Annotated in this window: 19 protein-coding genes; all 19 read right to left on the bottom strand. The window is 46.4% G+C overall.

Annotated features, from left to right (window positions below):
* Positions 1 to 10 precede the first annotated feature (10 nt).
* The 19 genes from RG959_RS07730 to recG all read right to left on the bottom strand — a co-directional run bounded on the left by RG959_RS07730 (position 11) and on the right by recG (position 18,017).
* Positions 11 to 781 (bottom strand): ribonuclease HII, encoded by a 771-nt coding sequence (locus RG959_RS07730; protein WP_342796607.1) that lies wholly within the window; start codon positions 779 to 781, stop codon positions 11 to 13.
* Between the two features lie 73 nt (positions 782 to 854).
* On the bottom strand, positions 855 to 1,709 hold the full coding sequence (gene ylqF, locus RG959_RS07725; RefSeq protein ID WP_342796606.1) for a ribosome biogenesis GTPase YlqF: 855 nt from the start codon (positions 1,707 to 1,709) through the stop codon (positions 855 to 857).
* 25 nt (positions 1,710 to 1,734) lie between these two features.
* Positions 1,735 to 2,274, bottom strand: coding sequence for a signal peptidase I (gene lepB / locus RG959_RS07720; RefSeq protein WP_251270265.1), 540 nt, complete (start codon positions 2,272 to 2,274; stop codon positions 1,735 to 1,737).
* Positions 2,275 to 2,372: 98 nt separating this feature from the next.
* The gene (gene rplS / locus RG959_RS07715) at positions 2,373 to 2,717 is read right to left on the bottom strand and encodes a 50S ribosomal protein L19 (protein WP_242232070.1); all 345 of its coding nucleotides are present in this window, start codon (positions 2,715 to 2,717) and stop codon (positions 2,373 to 2,375) included.
* 130 nt (positions 2,718 to 2,847) lie between these two features.
* Positions 2,848 to 3,582, bottom strand: coding sequence for a tRNA (guanosine(37)-N1)-methyltransferase TrmD (trmD, locus tag RG959_RS07710; protein ID WP_342796605.1), 735 nt, complete (start codon positions 3,580 to 3,582; stop codon positions 2,848 to 2,850).
* Entirely contained in the window at positions 3,579 to 4,094 is a 516-nt protein-coding gene (gene rimM / locus RG959_RS07705) for a ribosome maturation factor RimM (RefSeq protein ID WP_342796604.1), read from the bottom strand. The genes trmD and rimM overlap by 4 nt, the downstream gene beginning before the upstream one ends.
* 4 nt (positions 4,095 to 4,098) lie before the next feature.
* Positions 4,099 to 4,488 carry a YlqD family protein gene (locus RG959_RS07700; protein ID WP_242232073.1) on the bottom strand — a complete coding sequence of 130 codons (390 nt, stop codon included), beginning with the start codon at positions 4,486 to 4,488 and terminating at the stop codon, positions 4,099 to 4,101.
* An 81-nt stretch (positions 4,489 to 4,569) separates the two neighbouring features.
* The gene (rpsP, locus tag RG959_RS07695) at positions 4,570 to 4,842 is read right to left on the bottom strand and encodes a 30S ribosomal protein S16 (protein WP_046175080.1); all 273 of its coding nucleotides are present in this window, start codon (positions 4,840 to 4,842) and stop codon (positions 4,570 to 4,572) included.
* Between the two features lie 102 nt (positions 4,843 to 4,944).
* Positions 4,945 to 6,294 (bottom strand): signal recognition particle protein, encoded by a 1,350-nt coding sequence (ffh, locus tag RG959_RS07690; RefSeq protein ID WP_315696062.1) that lies wholly within the window; start codon positions 6,292 to 6,294, stop codon positions 4,945 to 4,947.
* Between the two features lie 12 nt (positions 6,295 to 6,306).
* The gene (locus RG959_RS07685) at positions 6,307 to 6,621 is read right to left on the bottom strand and encodes a putative DNA-binding protein (protein WP_242232453.1); all 315 of its coding nucleotides are present in this window, start codon (positions 6,619 to 6,621) and stop codon (positions 6,307 to 6,309) included.
* Between the two features lie 92 nt (positions 6,622 to 6,713).
* The gene (ftsY, locus tag RG959_RS07680) at positions 6,714 to 7,736 is read right to left on the bottom strand and encodes a signal recognition particle-docking protein FtsY (RefSeq protein ID WP_342796603.1); all 1,023 of its coding nucleotides are present in this window, start codon (positions 7,734 to 7,736) and stop codon (positions 6,714 to 6,716) included.
* Between the two features lie 17 nt (positions 7,737 to 7,753).
* Positions 7,754 to 11,314: a chromosome segregation protein SMC gene (smc, locus tag RG959_RS07675; protein ID WP_342796602.1), complete on the bottom strand. Its 3,561-nt coding sequence runs from the start codon at positions 11,312 to 11,314 to the stop codon at positions 7,754 to 7,756.
* A 17-nt stretch (positions 11,315 to 11,331) separates the two neighbouring features.
* On the bottom strand, positions 11,332 to 12,066 hold the full coding sequence (rnc, locus tag RG959_RS07670) for a ribonuclease III (RefSeq protein ID WP_242232077.1): 735 nt from the start codon (positions 12,064 to 12,066) through the stop codon (positions 11,332 to 11,334).
* A gap of 251 nt (positions 12,067 to 12,317) precedes the next feature.
* Positions 12,318 to 12,551, bottom strand: coding sequence for an acyl carrier protein (acpP, locus tag RG959_RS07665; protein WP_251270269.1), 234 nt, complete (start codon positions 12,549 to 12,551; stop codon positions 12,318 to 12,320).
* 58 nt (positions 12,552 to 12,609) lie between these two features.
* Complete coding sequence (gene fabG, locus RG959_RS07660) at positions 12,610 to 13,353, bottom strand: 3-oxoacyl-[acyl-carrier-protein] reductase (protein ID WP_242232079.1); 744 nt, start codon at positions 13,351 to 13,353, stop codon at positions 12,610 to 12,612.
* Complete coding sequence (fabD, locus tag RG959_RS07655) at positions 13,350 to 14,297, bottom strand: ACP S-malonyltransferase (protein ID WP_251270270.1); 948 nt, start codon at positions 14,295 to 14,297, stop codon at positions 13,350 to 13,352. Before fabD ends, fabG begins: the two co-directional genes overlap by 4 nt.
* An 8-nt stretch (positions 14,298 to 14,305) precedes the next feature.
* Positions 14,306 to 15,298, bottom strand: a complete 993-nt coding sequence (gene plsX / locus RG959_RS07650) for a phosphate acyltransferase PlsX (protein ID WP_342796601.1) — start codon at positions 15,296 to 15,298, stop codon at positions 14,306 to 14,308.
* Positions 15,282 to 15,872, bottom strand: coding sequence for a transcription factor FapR (gene fapR / locus RG959_RS07645; protein ID WP_342796600.1), 591 nt, complete (start codon positions 15,870 to 15,872; stop codon positions 15,282 to 15,284). Before fapR ends, plsX begins: the two co-directional genes overlap by 17 nt.
* Before the next feature lie 87 nt (positions 15,873 to 15,959).
* Positions 15,960 to 18,017, bottom strand: coding sequence for an ATP-dependent DNA helicase RecG (gene recG, locus RG959_RS07640; RefSeq protein ID WP_342796599.1), 2,058 nt, complete (start codon positions 18,015 to 18,017; stop codon positions 15,960 to 15,962).
* Positions 18,018 to 18,097 lie beyond the last annotated feature (80 nt).

The raw sequence follows: 18,097 nt of genomic DNA, 5'->3' as shown, positions 1-18,097 counted from the left end.
CTCCTGCTTTTTATAGTGTGTGCATATCTTTTACAGGCGCAAATGTTTTGCGGTGCTGCGGCGTTACGCCAAATTGCTTTAATCCTTCAATATGCTCTTTCGTGCCATATCCCATATTCTTTTCAAATCCATAGCCGGGAAATTGGGCTGCATATTCTTTCATGAGCCGGTCACGAGTTACCTTGGCAATAATAGACGCTGCGGCAATAGACGCACTTTTAGCGTCCCCTTTTATAATAGCCTCCTGGCTGATGGCAGCCGGCAGCGTCATCGCATCGACAAGCAGGTGATCCGGCTGCTTTGGAAGTGATTCTACTGCAAGCATCATTGCTTTTTTAGCCGCTTCGTAAATATTGATTCGGTCAATTTCTTCTGCACTGACAATACCGACGCCGACTGCCGCTTTTTCTATTATCAGCGCATATAGTTCATCGCGGATGGATTCTTTTATTTTTTTAGAGTCATTTAACCCTTCTGGCAAAAAACCATCCGGCAGAATACACGCAGCAGCTACTACAGGGCCTGCAAGGGGCCCTCTGCCCGCTTCATCAATGCCGGCAATGCTTTGCATTCCCCGCTTCATTGCTGCCCGCTCATACGCCATCATTTGCTCCAGGCGCTCCTGTTCATCCTTTTTCTTTTGAAGACGGCGCCTGCACGCTTTCACAGCTGTCTGCACGCCCCTTCTTTCATCTTTCTCCCACTGGGCCAGCTGTTTGTCTTCTAAGCTGCTGACAGCTGTGAGCTGCTGTTTAATTTGGGTAATCGTTTCCTTGCACATGTTTTCTTGGCTCCTTATCTGTATTATCGGCTTTTTTTCTTTTTTTTCCATAAAAAAACGCGAAGGAAGTCCTTCACGCTTTTTGTGGCGGAATATCAAATGTAAGGCGGCCAAACTGCGTTGTACGCACATCACGAATAATTACATCCGTTACCTTGTCGTAATCAATGCCGCCTCCTGTAGACAGGCAGCCGCGCCGTTCACCAATTTGTTCAAAAACAACCGCCATGTCTTCCGGAAGCTCTCTGTAGCCATAGCGCTCTTGAAGCCGCGACGGATACTCGCTCTCTAAAAAACGAAGCCCCCAGATCGCCACATCCTGCAAATTCAAGATCGCATCTTTTATGGCACCCGTCAAGGCCAATTTGTAGCCGATTTCCGGGTCTTCGAACTTTGGCCATAAAATACCCGGCGTATCCAAAAGCTCTAGGTTTTTAGCCGTTTTAATCCACTGCTGTGCTTTTGTTACGCCCGGCATATTACCGGTTTTGGCAATATTTTTTTTGGCAATCCGGTTAATGAGTGTTGACTTGCCGACATTTGGAATACCAACAATCATCGCTCTTATTGCCCGCGGCTTCATTCCCCGTGCGCGCATGCGATCCCATTTTTCTTTTAAAATGCTCTCAGCTGCTTTTACAATTTTGTCGAGTCCGCTGCCCGCCTGGGAATTCACCGAAACGGCTACAACGCCTTTTTCTTTAAAGTAAGCAATCCACTCTTTTGTCATAACCGGATCGGCCATATCCTCTTTGTTTAGAATGACAAGCCTCGGCTTCTGGTTTAAAATCTCATCGATCATCGGATTGCGCGAAGACAAAGGCAGGCGCGCATCCACCAATTCAAAAATGATATCAACGAGCTTTAATTTTTCTGTTACCTGCCGTCTTGCTTTGGCCATATGGCCTGGAAACCACTGTATTGTCAAGCGTACACATTCCTTTCGAGTCCGTTTATTCTACAAGATGAATTTGGTCAAACGGCCAGTAAACAAGTCTGGTTTCACCGACAATCTCGTCAATTTTAACAGTACCAATATGACGGCTGTCTTTACTAAAACGGCGATTGTCGCCCATCACAAAAATCTCGCCTTCCGGCACAGTTTCCTGGCCGGTAATTTCAGCTAACGTAAAGTCGGGAGTTAATGGACCATCGGTTACTTCCCTCTTATATTCATCTAAATACGGTTCTTCTATAGCTTTCCCATTCACATATAAAATGTCATTTTTATACTCAATGGTGTCTCCTGGAAGACCAATAACTCGTTTTATGTAATCTTTCTGTTCGGGCGCATGAAATACGACAATATCGAAACGGTCCGGATCACCAAGTTTATTCACAATCATCCGATCCCCACTTTCAAGTGTCGGCATCATCGAAAGACCGTCAACCACAATCGGCGCAAATATAAAATACCGGATCAGGGCAGCAAGCCCGACCGCGATCAGCAGCGCTTTCGTCCATTCCCAAAATTCATTTTTTCCTTTAGCCATGCTGGCACCACCTTCAATTCAAGTACACTTATCATATCACGATGGTCGTAAAACCTGAAAGAAAAAGGAGTCTGCAGGCAGACTCCTTTACTCTCTTATTATCGAATTTCTTTAATACGCGCTGCTTTACCGCGTAGGTTACGCAAGTAGTACAATTTCGCACGACGAACTTTACCACGACGCATAACTTCGATTTTCGCGATTTTTGGTGTGTGAAGCGGGAATGCACGCTCAACGCCCACGCCGTAAGAAATCTTGCGGACTGTGAATGTTTCGCTTACGCCGCCGCCGCGACGCTTGATTACAACGCCTTCAAATACCTGAATACGCTCACGTGTACCCTCGATAACTTTAACGTGTACACGAACTGTGTCTCCCGGACGGAAAGCTGGAAGATCAGTACGAAGCTGCTCTTGTGTCAATTCTTGAATCAATTGGTTCATTGTGTTTTCCTCTCCTTCTAACAAATGTTCATACCCGCGCAATCACGGCAGCGGAACACCGTTTTAATGCAGCGTGTTATTTTACACACTGACTACGAAATTTTATCATAGATTTCCCACTAAATCAACGTTATTTTTCGGATTCCCATCGCTTAATTTTTTCTTTTTCCTGATCCGTTAAATTCATTAAATCCAGCAAATCAGGCCGCCGTTCCCACGTGCGCTTAAGCGACTGCTCTGCACGCCACTCTTCAATATGCTTATGATTGCCCGATAGAAGGACATCTGGCACCTTTATGCCTCTAAAGTCGGCTGGACGTGTGTAATGGGGGTGCTCAAGCATACCGGACGAAAATGAATCCAGTACGGCAGACTGTTCATTTCCAAGCACGCCCGGCAGCAGACGGACCACGCTGTCCGCTATGACCATTGCCCCCAGTTCACCGCCGGTCAGCACGTAATCACCGATCGAAATTTCGTCGGTTACAAGGTGATCGCGGACCCGTTCATCATAGCCTTCATAATGACCGCATAAAAAAATTAAATGCTGTTCTTTTGAAAGCTCTTCTGCTTTTTTTTGCGTATATCGCTCTCCCTGCGGGCACATTAAAATAATGCGCGGAGCTGCCTCCGCTTCCCCCTTTAACGCTTCTACCGCATCAAAAAGAGGCTGTGGCTTAAGCACCATTCCCGCACCGCCGCCGTACGGATAATCATCGACCACTTTATGCTTTCCTTTCGCAAAATCCCGAAAGTTCACCGCCCGAAAGGACGCTTTATTTTTTTCGGCTGCTTTTTTCATAATGGATGAAGAAAAAACGCCCTCAAACATTTCCGGAAATAGTGTCAGCACATCGATCTTCATTCAAGCAGTCCTTCCATCGGATCGATTAAGATCAGCTTTTTCTCTTTGTCGATCGATTTCACTACATCATCAATGTAAGGGATATAAAATGTCTTGCCCTCGCCTTTTACGACCCACACATCGTTTGCACCCGGTGTCAGCACTTCAATCACTTTGCCAACTGTATCGCCTGACATCGTTTCCACCTGGCAGCCAACGATTTCATGAAGATAAAATTCTCCTTCATCCAGCTCGCCAAGGTGGGTTTCATGTACTTTTAATATCGTTCCCTTGAAGGCCTCTACATCCTCAATGGATGGACGCCCTTCGAACGTCAGCAAATCAAAATTTTTATGGGTGCGATGTGCAGCGACTGTAACCGGGATACCTTCTTTATCCCCTTTTTTAAAAACCGCGAGCTCACTGCCTTTTTTAAATCGCTTCTCTGGAAAATCTGTTTGTGACATGACACGGACTTCTCCCCGCAAACCATGTGTATTGACGATTTTCCCCACATTAAACCACTTGCTCATTTTTTCACTCCTCGGTGCGAATTTCTACAATGACGCCATCTTTTACAACAATCGTGCCGCCGGTTTTTCCATAGAAGCGGTCTCCGGGCTTAACCTCCACAATGGATTGGATATCCCGTTCTTTTAATTCTGTCCCAAGAGGCAGCCCTTTTAACTGGCTGATTTGAAATTCAACCATTTCCAGCTTTTCATGACGCTGGTCAATTTCCATTTGATAACGGGCCGCCGCTTCCGCCCGCTTGGAGCCGCCGCGCTCCGCTTTTTTCTTTTCAAACAGCAGCTGGGCTGTTTCCCGCTCTAACCGGCGTTTTTGCTGCTCGTATGCATTCATACGGCTTTGTTTTAGTGACTCTGTCACCACTTGAACGACTGATACGGTTTGTAAAATATGCATCCCACCGCTCCTTTTTATGGAACAAAAATGGCAATTCCCCAAAAGAAAGATTCTTTTGGGGAATTGATGTTTCGCAATAGCTTACTTGCTGTATTTAGCATTGTGGAATTTTTCCAAAATGCCTTCTTTTGAGAAAAGATTGCGAACAGTATCAGATGGTTTTGCACCATCTTGAAGCCATTTAAGCGCAAGCTCTTCATTGATTTTTACTTCTGCTGGCTGAGCAACCGGATTGTATGTTCCGATTGTTTCGATTGAACGGCCATCACGCGGCGCGCGGGCGTCAGCTACTACGATACGATAGAATGGGGATTTTTTTGCACCCATACGTTTTAAACGAATTTTTACTGCCATGCTAATAAGCACCTCCGAAATAGTTTCACACAAGATAGAATCATATCAAATACTTTAAGTGTTGTAAAGTGTTTTTTCTTTACAGTTTGCATCCCACTGTTCTTACATAAAAGGAAGCTTTGGCAGACCGCCTTTTTTCTTTCCTTTTTGCTGCATAGAAGACATTTGTTTCATCATTTTCTTCATGTCTTCAAACTGTTTTAACAGGCGGTTTACTTCCTGGATCGTTGTGCCTGATCCGCGGGCGATACGCTTGCGGCGGCCGGAATTAATGATTTCTGGCTGCTTTTTTTCAGCTGCAGTCATCGAACGGATAATGGCTTCCACACGGCCGATTTGTTTTTCATCCACCTGTATGTTGTTTAAGCCTTTCATTTTGTTCGCGCCTGGCAGCATTTTCAAAATTTCGTCAAGCGGTCCCATTGAACGCACTTGTCCAAGCTGATCTAAAAAGTCATCGAAAGTAAACGACATGGTCCGCATTTTTTGCTCAAGCTCTTTGGCTTTTGCTTCATCCACGTTCGTTTGAGCTTTTTCGATAAGAGACAGCACATCACCCATGCCAAGAATACGGGATGCCATGCGTTCCGGATGAAACTGCTCAAGTGCATCAAGCTTTTCACCCATCCCGACAAACTTAATCGGTTTCCCGGTAACAGAACGGATAGACAGTGCCGCCCCGCCTCGTGTATCGCCATCAAGCTTGGTAAGGACAACACCTGTAATGCCGAGCTGCTCATCAAAGCTTTCAGCGACATTCACAGCATCCTGTCCGGTCATAGAGTCGACCACTAGAAAAATTTCTTCCGGAGAAGACAGCTCTTTGATTTGTTTCAGCTCGTCCATTAATTCTTCGTCAATGTGAAGGCGGCCAGCTGTATCAATGAGTACATAATCCAAATGGTCGTCTTTCGCTTTTTGAATGGCCTGTCTGGCGATTTCGACCGGACTTTCCTGGTCACCGAGCGAGAAAACCGGCATACTAAGCTGTTTGCCGAGCGTTTCAAGCTGTTTAATAGCCGCCGGGCGGTATACATCGGCTGCTACAAGAAGCGGCTTGCGGTTGTATTTTTTGCGAAGCAGGTTGGCAAGCTTACCGGTTGTCGTTGTTTTCCCGGCACCCTGCAGCCCTACCATCATAATCACGGTCGGCGGGCGCTTTGCTGTGCCAATACGGCTTTCTTCCCCGCCCATTAACGTGGTTAATTCTTCTTTTACCACCTTAATAACCTGCTGTCCCGGCGTTAAGCTTTTCATCACTTCTTGGCCGACGGAACGCTCACTGACTTTTTTCACGAATTCTTTGACGACTTTAAAGTTAACATCCGCTTCTAAAAGAGCCAGTCGAACTTCTCGCATCATTTCTTTTACATCGGATTCGGATACTTTTCCTTTGCCGCGGATTTTCTGCATTGTTCCTTGCAGCCGTTCGGCCAATCCTTCAAATGCCATCATGCAGTCCCCCTATTCAAGTTCCTCAATTGCCTTGATAATCTTCAGCATTTCTTCATCCGCTCTTTCTTTGAGCTGATTCATAAATGCCTGGCGCTTTTGGAATTTCTTCAGCAGCCCGAGCTTTACTTCGTATTCTTCAAGCATCGCTTCTGTGCGTTTTATATTATCATAGACCGCCTGGCGGCTCACCTCATATTCTTCGGCGATTTCACCGAGCGAATAATCGTCCAAGTAGTATAGGGACATGTAGCTGCGCTGTTTGTCGGTCAGAAGCATCTGATAAAAGTCATACAGATAATTCATCCGCATTGTTTTCTCAAGCACGGCCGCCCCTCCTTTGTTAAGTGAAAAACCTTTACACTGAATTAGTGTACCTGCTTCGGCTGCGTCTGTCAAGAACGGGAAAAAACAGCCGGTTATTCGGCTGTTTCATCTTCCTCTGTATCTGATTTTCTTTCTTCAAAAGCCTCGGTAAACAGCCCATACGCATATTTTTCAGCGTCAAACGGCTGCAGATCATCCATTTTTTCACCAAGACCTACAAATTTAACCGGAACTCCCAGTTCTTTACGAATCGCCAGTACAATACCGCCTTTTGCGGTTCCATCCAGCTTTGTAAGCACGATGCCGGATACATCTGTCGCCTCTTTAAATGTTTTCGCTTGAATCAATGCATTTTGACCGGTTGTCGCATCGACAACGAGCAGAACTTCATGCGGAGCGCCAGGAATTTCACGTTCAATGACACGCTTTACTTTTTGAAGCTCATTCATTAAGTTTACTTTGTTTTGAAGACGGCCGGCTGTGTCACACATTAAAACATCGGCTTGTCGTGATTTTGCTGCCCGTACGGCATCGTACATAACTGCTGCTGGATCAGACCCCTCTGCTTGTTTGATCACATCAACACCTGTGCGCTCTCCCCATACTTCAAGCTGTTCAATCGCTCCAGCCCGGAAGGTATCACCAGCTGCGAGCATCACTTTCTTACCCTCTTCCTTAAACTGGTGGGCAAGCTTGCCGATCGTCGTAGTTTTGCCAACCCCGTTGACACCAACAAATAAAATGACCGTCAAGCCCTCATCCTGCATATTCAGATCTGAAGACATTTCATGGTCACCCGCATAAATATCAACAAACTTCTCGGTAATAATTTCGCGGATCGCTTCTGGTTCGTTTTTGTTTTGGCGTTTTACTTCCGTTTTTAATTCATCAATCAATTCCATCACTGTATCGAAACCAACATCTGCCCCGATCAGGATTTCTTCGAGTTCTTCAAAAAAATCTTCATCAATTTTACGGTAGCGGGCAAATAAATTGTTCATTTTTTCGGAAAAGCCAGAGCGTGATTTTTTCAGCCCTTCTGTATACTTTTCCGTTGTTTGCTCCTGCTCCTGAGAGCCGGAAAACTTTTCTTTTAATTTTTTAAAAAAGCTCATTTGTTTCATCCTTTCTTTTACTGCGTTACAGCCGCTTCTTCGAGTCTTACTGAGACAAGGCTCGTTACCCCGGATTCCTGCATGGCCACGCCATAGAGCGCATCGGCTTCTTCCATCGTTTGTTTGCGGTGTGTAATGACGATAAACTGTGTGTCCGCACTGAATTCTTTTAAGTACCGGCTGAACCTGTGCACGTTCGCTTCGTCAAGTGCTGCTTCTACTTCATCTAGTATACAAAACGGAACCGGGCGTACGCGTAAAATAGCAAATAAAAGAGCAATAGCCGTAAGAGCACGTTCTCCGCCGGATAAAAGACTTAAATGCTGCAATTTTTTCCCTGGCGGCATCGCTGAAATATCCACACCGGCATTTAAAATATCTCTCGGGTCGGTCAATTTCAATTCAGCCCGTCCTCCGCCAAACAGCTGGACAAAAGCCGGCTGAAATTCCGCTTTAATCGCTTCAAATGTTTCTGAGAAGCGGCGGGTCATTTCAACATCCATTTCATTCATTACATCGCGAAGTGTTGACTTTGCTTCTTCAAGATCTTCTTTTTGGCCCCGCAGAAACGTCACTCGTTCAAACGTGATCTCATATTCTTCGATCGCTCCGAGATTTACATCTCCCAGCTCCTCAATCGCCCTTTTAATGAGCCGGACCTGCCGTCTCGATTCTTCAATCGGCAAAGTAAGCGGGTAGAGCCGCTGTGCTTCTTCGAAGGTTAAGCTGTATTGCTCGTTCAGCTTTTGCAGCCATGTATCGATTTCAACTTCTAAGCGGGCAATGGCTACATCATGCCCGCGTACCGATTCTGTTAACCCTTTTAATAAACGGCGGGACTCCTGAAGGGCGGCTGTTTGTTCTTCAAGCCTCTGTGTTTTGCTGCTTCGTTCCTTTTTCAGCAATTCAAGCCCTTTGATCAGCCGCTCTTTTTCAGCAGCCTGCTCTTCCGCCTCCTGGGCAAGCGTCAGGCCGGTTGAACCGCTGTTTGACCGCTCCGCTTTCATAAATGCCTGCTCTTCTTCGAGCTGCTTCACTTGTTTTTGAATCTCTTTCCACTCTGCCCCGATCCGCTGTTCCTGCTGTCTGCTGAACGCAAGCTGCTCTTCAAGCACGGCGATCTGCGGACGCAGCGTGTAAAGTTCTTCTGTAAGCTCATCCCGCTTTGATGTAACGTCCTTTTGCTCTCTTTCAATAAAAGCAATTTGATCATCCAATTGTTTAATCGCCTGCTGTTTTTTGGCTAAAGAGCGGGAAGCTTCCTTTTCACGCTTCTGAAGCCGCTCTCTTTCTTCTTGAAATTCTCTTTTTTCCGCATCGTAAACGGCAAGCCGGTCATTGATGGACTGTTCATTAAAAGACCATTCAAGCTGCTGGTTTTTCGCTTCCTGAAGTCCCTGGCGGTACAGCTCACCCGTTTCTTCAAGGCGGCTGACTAACCGATCACACTCAGCCGCACGGTCCTGCAGCGCTTTTACTTCCCTTTCAGCCTGCGCTGTTTTTTGCTCCATCTGTACGATTTGGGAACTTAACGTGTCCAGTTCATTTTTGCGCCCGAGCAGAGATGCACCTGTTTTTTTCACAGATCCGCCTGTCATCGAACCGCCTGCATTAACTACATCACCTTCAATCGTGACAACGCGGTAACGGTGGTTGATTTTACGTGCAATGTGATTGGCTTTTTCAAGAGAATCCGCTACAAGCACATTGCCAAGCAGGTGACGCGCTACCTGGGCGTACCGTTCTTCATAATCGGTTAGCTCTGCTGCGGTTCCGAGAAAGCCGTTTTCATGACGGACAAGGGCTAATGTATGATCAGGGATCACTTTTTCTTTTACAGTCGACAGGGGTAAAAAAGTCGCCCGGCCGAATTTGTGCTGCTTTAAAAAAGCAATCGCTTTGCGGGCAGCCGCTTCGTCTTCTACGATAATATGCTGGAGAGCTCCGCCAAGAGCTGTTTCAATGGCGAGCTCATACTGCTTAGGTACCCGGATCAATTGTGCAGCAGCACCAATCACGCCGGGAAGACGCCCGTCTTTTTCTTTCAGTACTTCTTTAACGCCGGAGAAAAAGCCTGAATAATCTTCTTCCATTGAGGTTAAAAGGTCGCGCCGGGAAGACGCCTCCTGCAAAATCTGGTAGGCTTTATACAGGGCATTTCGCTTTTTTTCAAGCTTTTCCTTTACACTGTCACGCTCCCGTTTTGCTTCGCGGTACGCTGTTGTATGCTCATTGAGCTTTTCCTCTGCCTCAAGACGAGCCTGCTCGATCTGTTCCTGCTCCCTTTGCAGGGCAGCCCGTTCAGAAAGATATTGGTCGTTGTGTCCGCCGAGCCGTTCAAATCGGGCTGTTAATCGTTCGAGCTGACGGCCAATTTCAGCCAACTCATTTTTCGCCGCTGCTTCTTTGCTTAAATGATCAATATAATCAGCTTTAAGAGATTCCAGCGTTTCACTGCTGTTTTGCGAGACTGCGCGAAGCAATGCTTCTTTTTCCGCTGCTTGTTTTGTTAACACATCAAGCGCTTGTTTTTTCTCCTCAGACTGCTTTTTCGCTTCTGCCAGCGCTTGTTTTAATACCGCTTCTTTTTCTTTGGCTTCGTTTATCGATTTCACAAGCTTTTCTTCATTATAAGAAGCATTTTTTTGACGCTCGTCCATCAAGCGCCGTGTTCCTTCAATTTTCTCAAGTGACTCCACGACAGCCATGAGTTTTTCCTGTATCAATTCTTCCTCAACAGCCAGCTTTTTTAATTCCTGCTCGACTGCACGGATATGAGATTCTGCACTTTCTGCTTCCCTGCTGAAATAAGCGATCTGTTTCTCCTGGTGCTCCCGGTCTTTTTTTCTCTCTTCCCATTCAGCGTGGGACTCACCAAGATCATACGCCCAGACAGAGGCTTCTACTTCTTTTAATTCTTCCTTTTTCTCAAGATAATCTTTTGCTGCGGCGGCTTGAATTTCGAGCGGTTCTACCCGCTGCTCTAATTCGTATAAAATATCCTGCACACGGCTTAGATTCTCTTCTGTTTCAGCAAGCTTTACTTCTGCCTGCTTTTTACGGGTTTTGTATTTTAACACGCCGGCTGCTTCTTCAAATATAGACCGCCGCTCTTCAGGACGGCTGTTTAATATTTCATCAACCCGCCCCTGGCCAATAATTGAAAATGCACCGCGCCCGAGTCCTGAGTCCATAAACAGTTCAATAATGTCTTTTAAGCGGCAGCTTTGCTTGTTGATAAAAAAACCACTGTCGCCATTTCGGTTTACGCGGCGCGTGATGCTTACTTCACTGTAATCAAGCGGAAGCGCCCCGTCCCGATTATCGAGCGTGATGGTCACGTCCGCTTCATTCAGCCGCCTTCTTGAATCACTTCCCGAAAAGATGACATCTTCCATTTTTCCGCCACGCAAGTTTTTAGCTGACTGTTCACCAAGTACCCAGCGAATCGCTTCAGTAATATTGCTTTTGCCCGAACCATTCGGTCCCACTACTGCTGTTACACCGGGCATAAAGTCAATGCTAACTTTTCCTGCAAATGATTTAAATCCCGCTATATCAAGCTTTTTCAGGATCATACTTCTCCACCTGTCTCCTACTTCGATTGTTTTACCTGTTCAAGCGCCATACGCGCTGCAAATTGCTCTGCTTCTTTTTTAGAGCGTCCGCTGCCTGTGCCGAGTACTGTACCGTTTAAGGATACTTCCGTAATAAACTCTTTGTTATGAGCCGGGCCTTTCTCTTCTAATATCCGGTAAGACGGGGAGCCTTTTAATTCACGCTGTACAAATTCCTGCAGCTGGCTTTTAAAATCCATTACATGTGAAAACGCTCCTGCACTGATTTTCGGGAAAACGATTTTTTCCAAAAACGGAATGACGGCATCCATCCCCTGATCAAGGTAAAGGGCGCCAATGTAAGCTTCAAACACGTCAGCAAGCAAAGCCGGACGCATTCTTCCGCCTGTCATTTCTTCACCTTTTCCGAGTAAAATAAGCCGGCCAAACTCAAGCTCGTTCGCAAATGTAACAAGCGAAGGCTCGCATACAACAGCGGCGCGAAGCTTTGTTAACTCTCCTTCTGACATAACGGGATACGTTTTATATAAAAACTGCGAAACTGTCAACTCTAATACGGCATCGCCTAAAAACTCCAGGCGCTCGTTGTCTTCATATGGTTTTCTTCTGTGCTCGTTCACATAAGAAGAGTGGGTAAAAGCCTGCTTTAGGAGCGATTCATTTTGAAAATGGATGCCCATTTTTTCCTGGAATTCTTTAAATTCTTTATTTTTCCGTTCTGAATATCGCTGCTCCTGATTTGTTTTCTTCATTCTGGTTCCTCCGCAATGTTAAAGTGCACACAAAATTAGTTTAGCCGAAAAAAATGCATAGCGCAAAAAGAATTAAAGCGCAAGACACTGTTTATGAATCGCGCTCGTTTAACAATCCTGCATTTCACTTTCGGGAAAGCTTGGCCCGGACTGCTTAATGCCTTACGGTCCTGTGTGCGGTTCCTGGGCTTCCATTCAATAAAAGCATGAAAAAAGCAGACCCGCATCACCGGGCCTGCCATTAAGGACGATTAGTTTTTGCTGTTTATGTACGATACAGCGTCGCCTACCGTCGTAATATTTTCCGCGTCATCATCGGAAATTTCCATATCGAATTCATCTTCAAGCTCCATTACAAGCTCAACTACGTCTAGAGAATCCGCACCTAGATCTTCCTTGAATTTCGCATCAAGGTTGATTTGTGATTCTTCTACACCTAGACGATCAACGATGATTTTCGTTACACGTTCTAATACATCTGCCACAATATTCACCTCCCCTCAAGTATTATAGACGATTCATCCTGCCAAAACACGCTTTTTCTTACATTGCCATGCCGCCGTCTACACCAAGCACCTGGCCAGTAATGTATTTCGCACCATCACCGGCTAAAAATGCGGCTGCAGCAGCAATATCGGCTGTATCGCCAAGCGTGCCAAGCGGAATTTGGCTGATCAGCTGCTCTTTTGCTTCTGCCGGCAGTTCATCCGTCATGTCAGTCGTAATAAATCCTGGCGCAATAGCATTCACTGTAATACCGCGTGGCGCAAGCTCACGGGCCGATGCTTTCGTTAACCCAATGACCCCTGCTTTCGCTGCTGTATAATTTGCCTGTCCAGCATTGCCGATTCGGCCGACAACCGAAGAAATGTTAATAATACGGCCGCTTTTTTGCTTCATCATTTGGCGGGTAACTGCTTTTGTGCAAAGGAATACACCTTTTAAATTGGTGTTAATAACCTCGTCCCACTCTTGCTCTTTCATGCGCATCATTAAGTTATCGCGTGTAATTCCCGCGTTGTTTACTAAAATATCAAGACGGCCGAATTGGTCAATCGTTTCTTTCACCATCGCCCCTACTGCTTCACTATCAGAAATATCACACTGTACGATAAAAGAACGGCGGCCCATCGCTGTAATTTCATCGGCTGTTTCTTTTGCTTTTTGCTCGCTTCCTGCATAGTTCACGACCACGTCTGCGCCTAAACGGGCAAGTTCAAGTGCGATCGCTTTGCCAATTCCACGGGAAGCTCCTGTGACAAGAGCTATTTTTCCTTCCAGGTTCATTGTGTTTCCTCCTTTAGAGCTGCCGCTGCTTTTACAATGGATTCTTCATCGCTCACTGCAATGGTGCGGACACGGCGGTTTACTTTTTTAATCAAGCCGGATAAAACAGTACCTGAACCAATTTCAACAAACGTATCGACTCCTGCATCAAGCAGCGCCTGCACGCTGTCTTCCCATAAAACAGGTGAGTACAGCTGTTTCACAAGATTTTCTTTAATCGCCTCTGCCTCTGTTACTGGCTGTGCATCAACGTTGGCAATAACCGGTACGCGGCTTGACTGAATATTGGCTTTTTCGAGCACGGTGCGCAGCTTTTCAGCAGCCGGCTCCATAAGCGGCGAATGGAATGGACCGCTCACATTCAGCGGAATCACTCTTTTTGCGCCTTTTTCTTTTAAAAGAGCAGATGCCTGCTCTACGCCTTCTTTTGCCCCTGAGATCACAATTTGACCAGGGCAGTTGAAGTTAGCAGCAGCAACGACGTGGCCGTTTGCCGCAACTTCTGCAACGGCTGCTTCCAGCTCCGCGCGGTCCATGCCAAGCACAGCCGCCATCGCGCCTTCTCCAGCCGGTACAGCCGCTTCCATTAAATTGCCGCGCTCATGTACAGCCCAGACTGCGTCTTCGTATGTAATAGCCCCTGCAGCCGCCAAGGCAGAATATTCACCAAGGCTGTGCCCAGCGGTAAAGTCCGGCACAATGCCTTCTTCTTCGAATCGTTTTAAAACAGCCATACTGTGCGCTAAAAGAGCAGGCTGCGCGTTTGATGTAAGTGTCAGCTTTTCTTCTGGGCCATTAAACATAATGTCCGTTAACGAGTAGCCAAGGCGCTCGTCTGCTTGTTGAAGCATTTCCTTGATGGAGGCATGCTCCTCAGCAAGTGATTTTCCCATTCCAACAGCTTGAGAGCCTTGTCCCGGAAATACAAATGCGATTTTTCCCATTGATGGTGTCATTCCTTCCCAGTGGCAATTTGTGATTCAATAATAACCGGCACATTTGCCTGTGCCATTTTGTAGGCTTGTTCGATCGCGTGATAAAAGGCGTTGGCGTCCGATGAACCGTGCGCTTTGATGACCGGCGCTTTCAAGCCGAACAAACCGGCGCCGCCGTACTCTGTGTAATCCATTTTTGATTTTAACCCACGCAGCTCATCTTTAAGCAGCAGTGCGCCGATTTTTGATTTAGTGGATGCAGTCAAAGCGGTTTTTAACATAGAAAAAACAGACAATGCGCTGCCTTCAATGGTTTTTAAAACCATATTGCCGGTAAAGCCATCTGTGACGACAACATCCGCTGCCCCGTTTAACAGTTCACGGGATTCAATGTTGCCGATAAAGTTCAAATCAGCCGCTTTGCTTAATAGTTTGTATGCGGCTTTTGTTAAATCATTCCCTTTTTTTTCTTCCGTTCCGATATTTAAAAGACCCACACGAGGTTTAGGGATCCCCCGCACTTTTTCTGCATAAACCGAACCCATGATCGCATACTGCAGCAGATGCTCAGGTTTCGCATCCGAATTAGCACCGGCATCAAGCATGACAAATCCTTTACCGTCAATTGTCGGAAGCGTTGGGGCCAGTGCCGGACGTTCTACTCCGTCAATACGGCCGACTACAAACAATCCTGCAGCCATAAGCGCACCTGTGTTGCCTGCTGATACACATGCTGCCGCTTCGTTAGCTGCAACGGCCTCTGCCATTAACACGAGTGAGGACTGTTTTTTCCGCCGCACAGCCCGGACCGGCTCGTCTGTGCCGAGAATCATATCGGGAGCATGAACGACCTGCGCCCGGCTGCTCTCCTCTAAATAAGGCCGGATTTTTTCTTCATCTCCATAAAGCATTACTTCAAGCTGAGGCATTTCCTTTAATGCCCGATTCACACCTAAAATGATTTGCTCCGGTGCGTGGTCACCGCCCATTGCGTCAATTGCGAGTTTCATCTATTTCCTCCTTTTCTGCAGATGGTGCACGAAACATCGAGAACTCTCCGCGAAACACGAGGTCACTGCCGACGAAACTGGATACCTCTACAATGGTTCGTCCCTTTTGGGATCGAATCACCTTCGCTTTGGCGATTACCCGGCTGTTTTCTTTCACCGGCTGTGTAAAACGAATATCCGCTTTGCCTGTGAGAGCCATTTCATCATTTATTACGGCAACGGCCAGCGAATTCGCCTGGGCAAACAGATGATGCCCCCGTGCAATGCCGTTCCGTTTAAAGACATGCTCTTTTTTTACATCAAAAATAGAAATAGCACTTTTGTCTAATTCAATATCAATAATATCGCCGATAACTTCTTCGATCGGCAATGAACGCACTTCATCCTGCATATTTTTTTCCGCTACATATTTAATGCGTTCCCTCAGTTCCGGAATGGATAACTCCATCCGATCAAGCCGAATCGTTTGGACGCTTACACCAAACTCCTGCGCCAGTTCTTCGTCGGTGACAAACGGATTTTCTCCGATTGTTTGCTTCAGACGGTCCTGACGCTCTTTTTTTGATCGTCTCATATTTATCCCACCATCCGATATTAGGACTAGGTACTAAAAAACAGTATAAAGATAACAAAAAAAGAATGCAAGAGGCAACTTGCATTCTTAATCAAGCTTTTCACCATCAAACACACCCGAATCATTTAAAACCTTCCGCAAATGCCGATATTCATGGCTGGTCCAAAAATCGGGCGCATTAATTAATTCTTTGGCATCTTCGCGTGCCGTTTCAAGCGCCCGGTAATCATGCACCATATCCGCCATTTTAAATTCAGGCAGCCCGCTTTGTTTGCGGCCAAAGAAATCTCCTGGCCCACGCAGCTCCAGGTCTTTTTCACTGAGCACAAACCCATCGTTCGTTTCTGTCATAGCGGTCATCCGCTCTTTGCCGGTTTCAGACTTTGGATCAGCAATCAGCATGCAGTACGACTGCTCTGATCCCCGTCCTACCCGTCCACGCAGCTGGTGTAGCTGTGACAAGCCGAATCGCTCTGCATCATAAATAATCATCACCGTTGCATTCGGCACGTTTACCCCGACTTCTACCACTGTTGTGGAGACTAACACGTTCCATTCATTCGCGCTGAATGCCTTCATTACGGCTTCTTTTTCTTCACCGCTCAGACGCCCATGCATTAAGCCGACTGTAAATCTTCCTCCAAAATACTGGGTCAGCTGTGAATGAACATCAAGCGCGTTTTGAAAATCAAGCTTTTCCGATTCTTCAATCAGCGGGCAGATCACATAAGCCTGCCGCCCTTTTCGCAGCTCTTTTTCTGTAAATTCAAGCACACGGCCAAGCATTTCTTCTTTTGCCCAATAGGTTTCGATTGCTTTGCGGCCAGCCGGCATTTCATTAATGATCGAGACGTCCATTTCACCAAAAACGGTAATGGCAAGTGTTCTGGGAATTGGCGTTGCGGTCATAAACAGGACATCAGGATTTTCACCCTTGGACCGAAGCACGCGGCGCTGATTCACCCCGAACCGGTGCTGCTCATCCGTAATGACAAGTCCAAGCTTATGAAAGATAACATCATCTTGAATAAGGGCATGCGTCCCGATTAAAATATCAATTTCGCCTGCTTCAAGTGCTGCAAGCAGTGCTTTGCGGCGCTTCCCTTTTACAGTTCCGGTCAATAGGGCTGTTGTGACGCCAAACGGCTCAAGCATCTCATGCAGCGATTTTGCATGCTGCTCTGCTAAAATTTCGGTCGGCACCATTAAGGCTCCTTGAAATCCTGCTGTTACGGAAGCATACAGTGCCAATGTCGCAACAGCGGTTTTTCCGCTTCCTACATCTCCCTGCAGCAGCCGGTTCATTCGGTACGGCGATTTCATATCGGCACATATCTCATTTACAGCTTTTTTCTGCGCATTTGTTAATTCAAAAGGCAATGAGTCAATCAGTTCTTTTAGCTTAGCGAGATCATATTTTTGAACAATCCCCCCGGACTGTTCCCGAATCGTTTTTCGGAGCGCCTGCATTTTAAGCTGAAAATAGAAAAATTCTTCGTATACAAATCGCCGCCGCGCCTGTTTCATCTCTTTATGTGAAATCGGAAAGTGAAGGGCACGAATCGCCGCTTTTCTTTCCATTAAGCGGTATTGTTGAATCAAATGAACCGGCAGCGTTTCTTCTATATACTCACCAAAGGAGTCGATTGCCTGTTTTACAAGCTTCCGAAACTGCTTGAGAGGAATGGCATTGCGCAATAAATAGACCGCTTCGAAATCCGTACCGCGTGCATAGGCCCCTTTCTCCATTGTCTGGCCGGAAATAGCTAGGCGGTGGCGGTCCCACTTTCCGGTCACGGTAACCGTGTCGCCGACGGACGCTTTTTTCTTTAAGTAGGGCTGATTAAAAAAAGTGACGTTAATCAAATGAGGACCTGACAAAAATTTAAATGTCAGCCGCGACTTTTTCTTTCCGTAATACATGATGGAAGGCTCGGTTTGAATCACACCTTCGATCGTAACTTTTTCATCGTGTTCTGCTTCTTCAGGGCTTTTCAGTCTCATATCTTCATAGCGTGCCGGCACAAATTCCATTAAATCCCCTACCGTAAGCACACCAATAGAAGCCAGAGATGCTTCCGCTTCTTTGCCTGCGCCTTTTAACACACTGACAGGCTGATTCAGCGGATGGCTTGTTTCAAGCATGTTTTTTTCCTCCCTTCCTTTTCAACGTGAAAAAGAGAGAGAATGATCTCCCTCTCAGAATGTAGACAAAGTTAGAAAGC

Source organism: Domibacillus sp. 8LH (assembly GCF_038806185.1).
GTDB classification, from domain to species: Bacteria; Bacillota; Bacilli; order Bacillales; family Domibacillaceae; genus Domibacillus; species Domibacillus indicus_A.
Note: the sequence above shows the minus strand (reverse complement) of the source record. Positions and strands in the feature narration are given on the sequence as shown.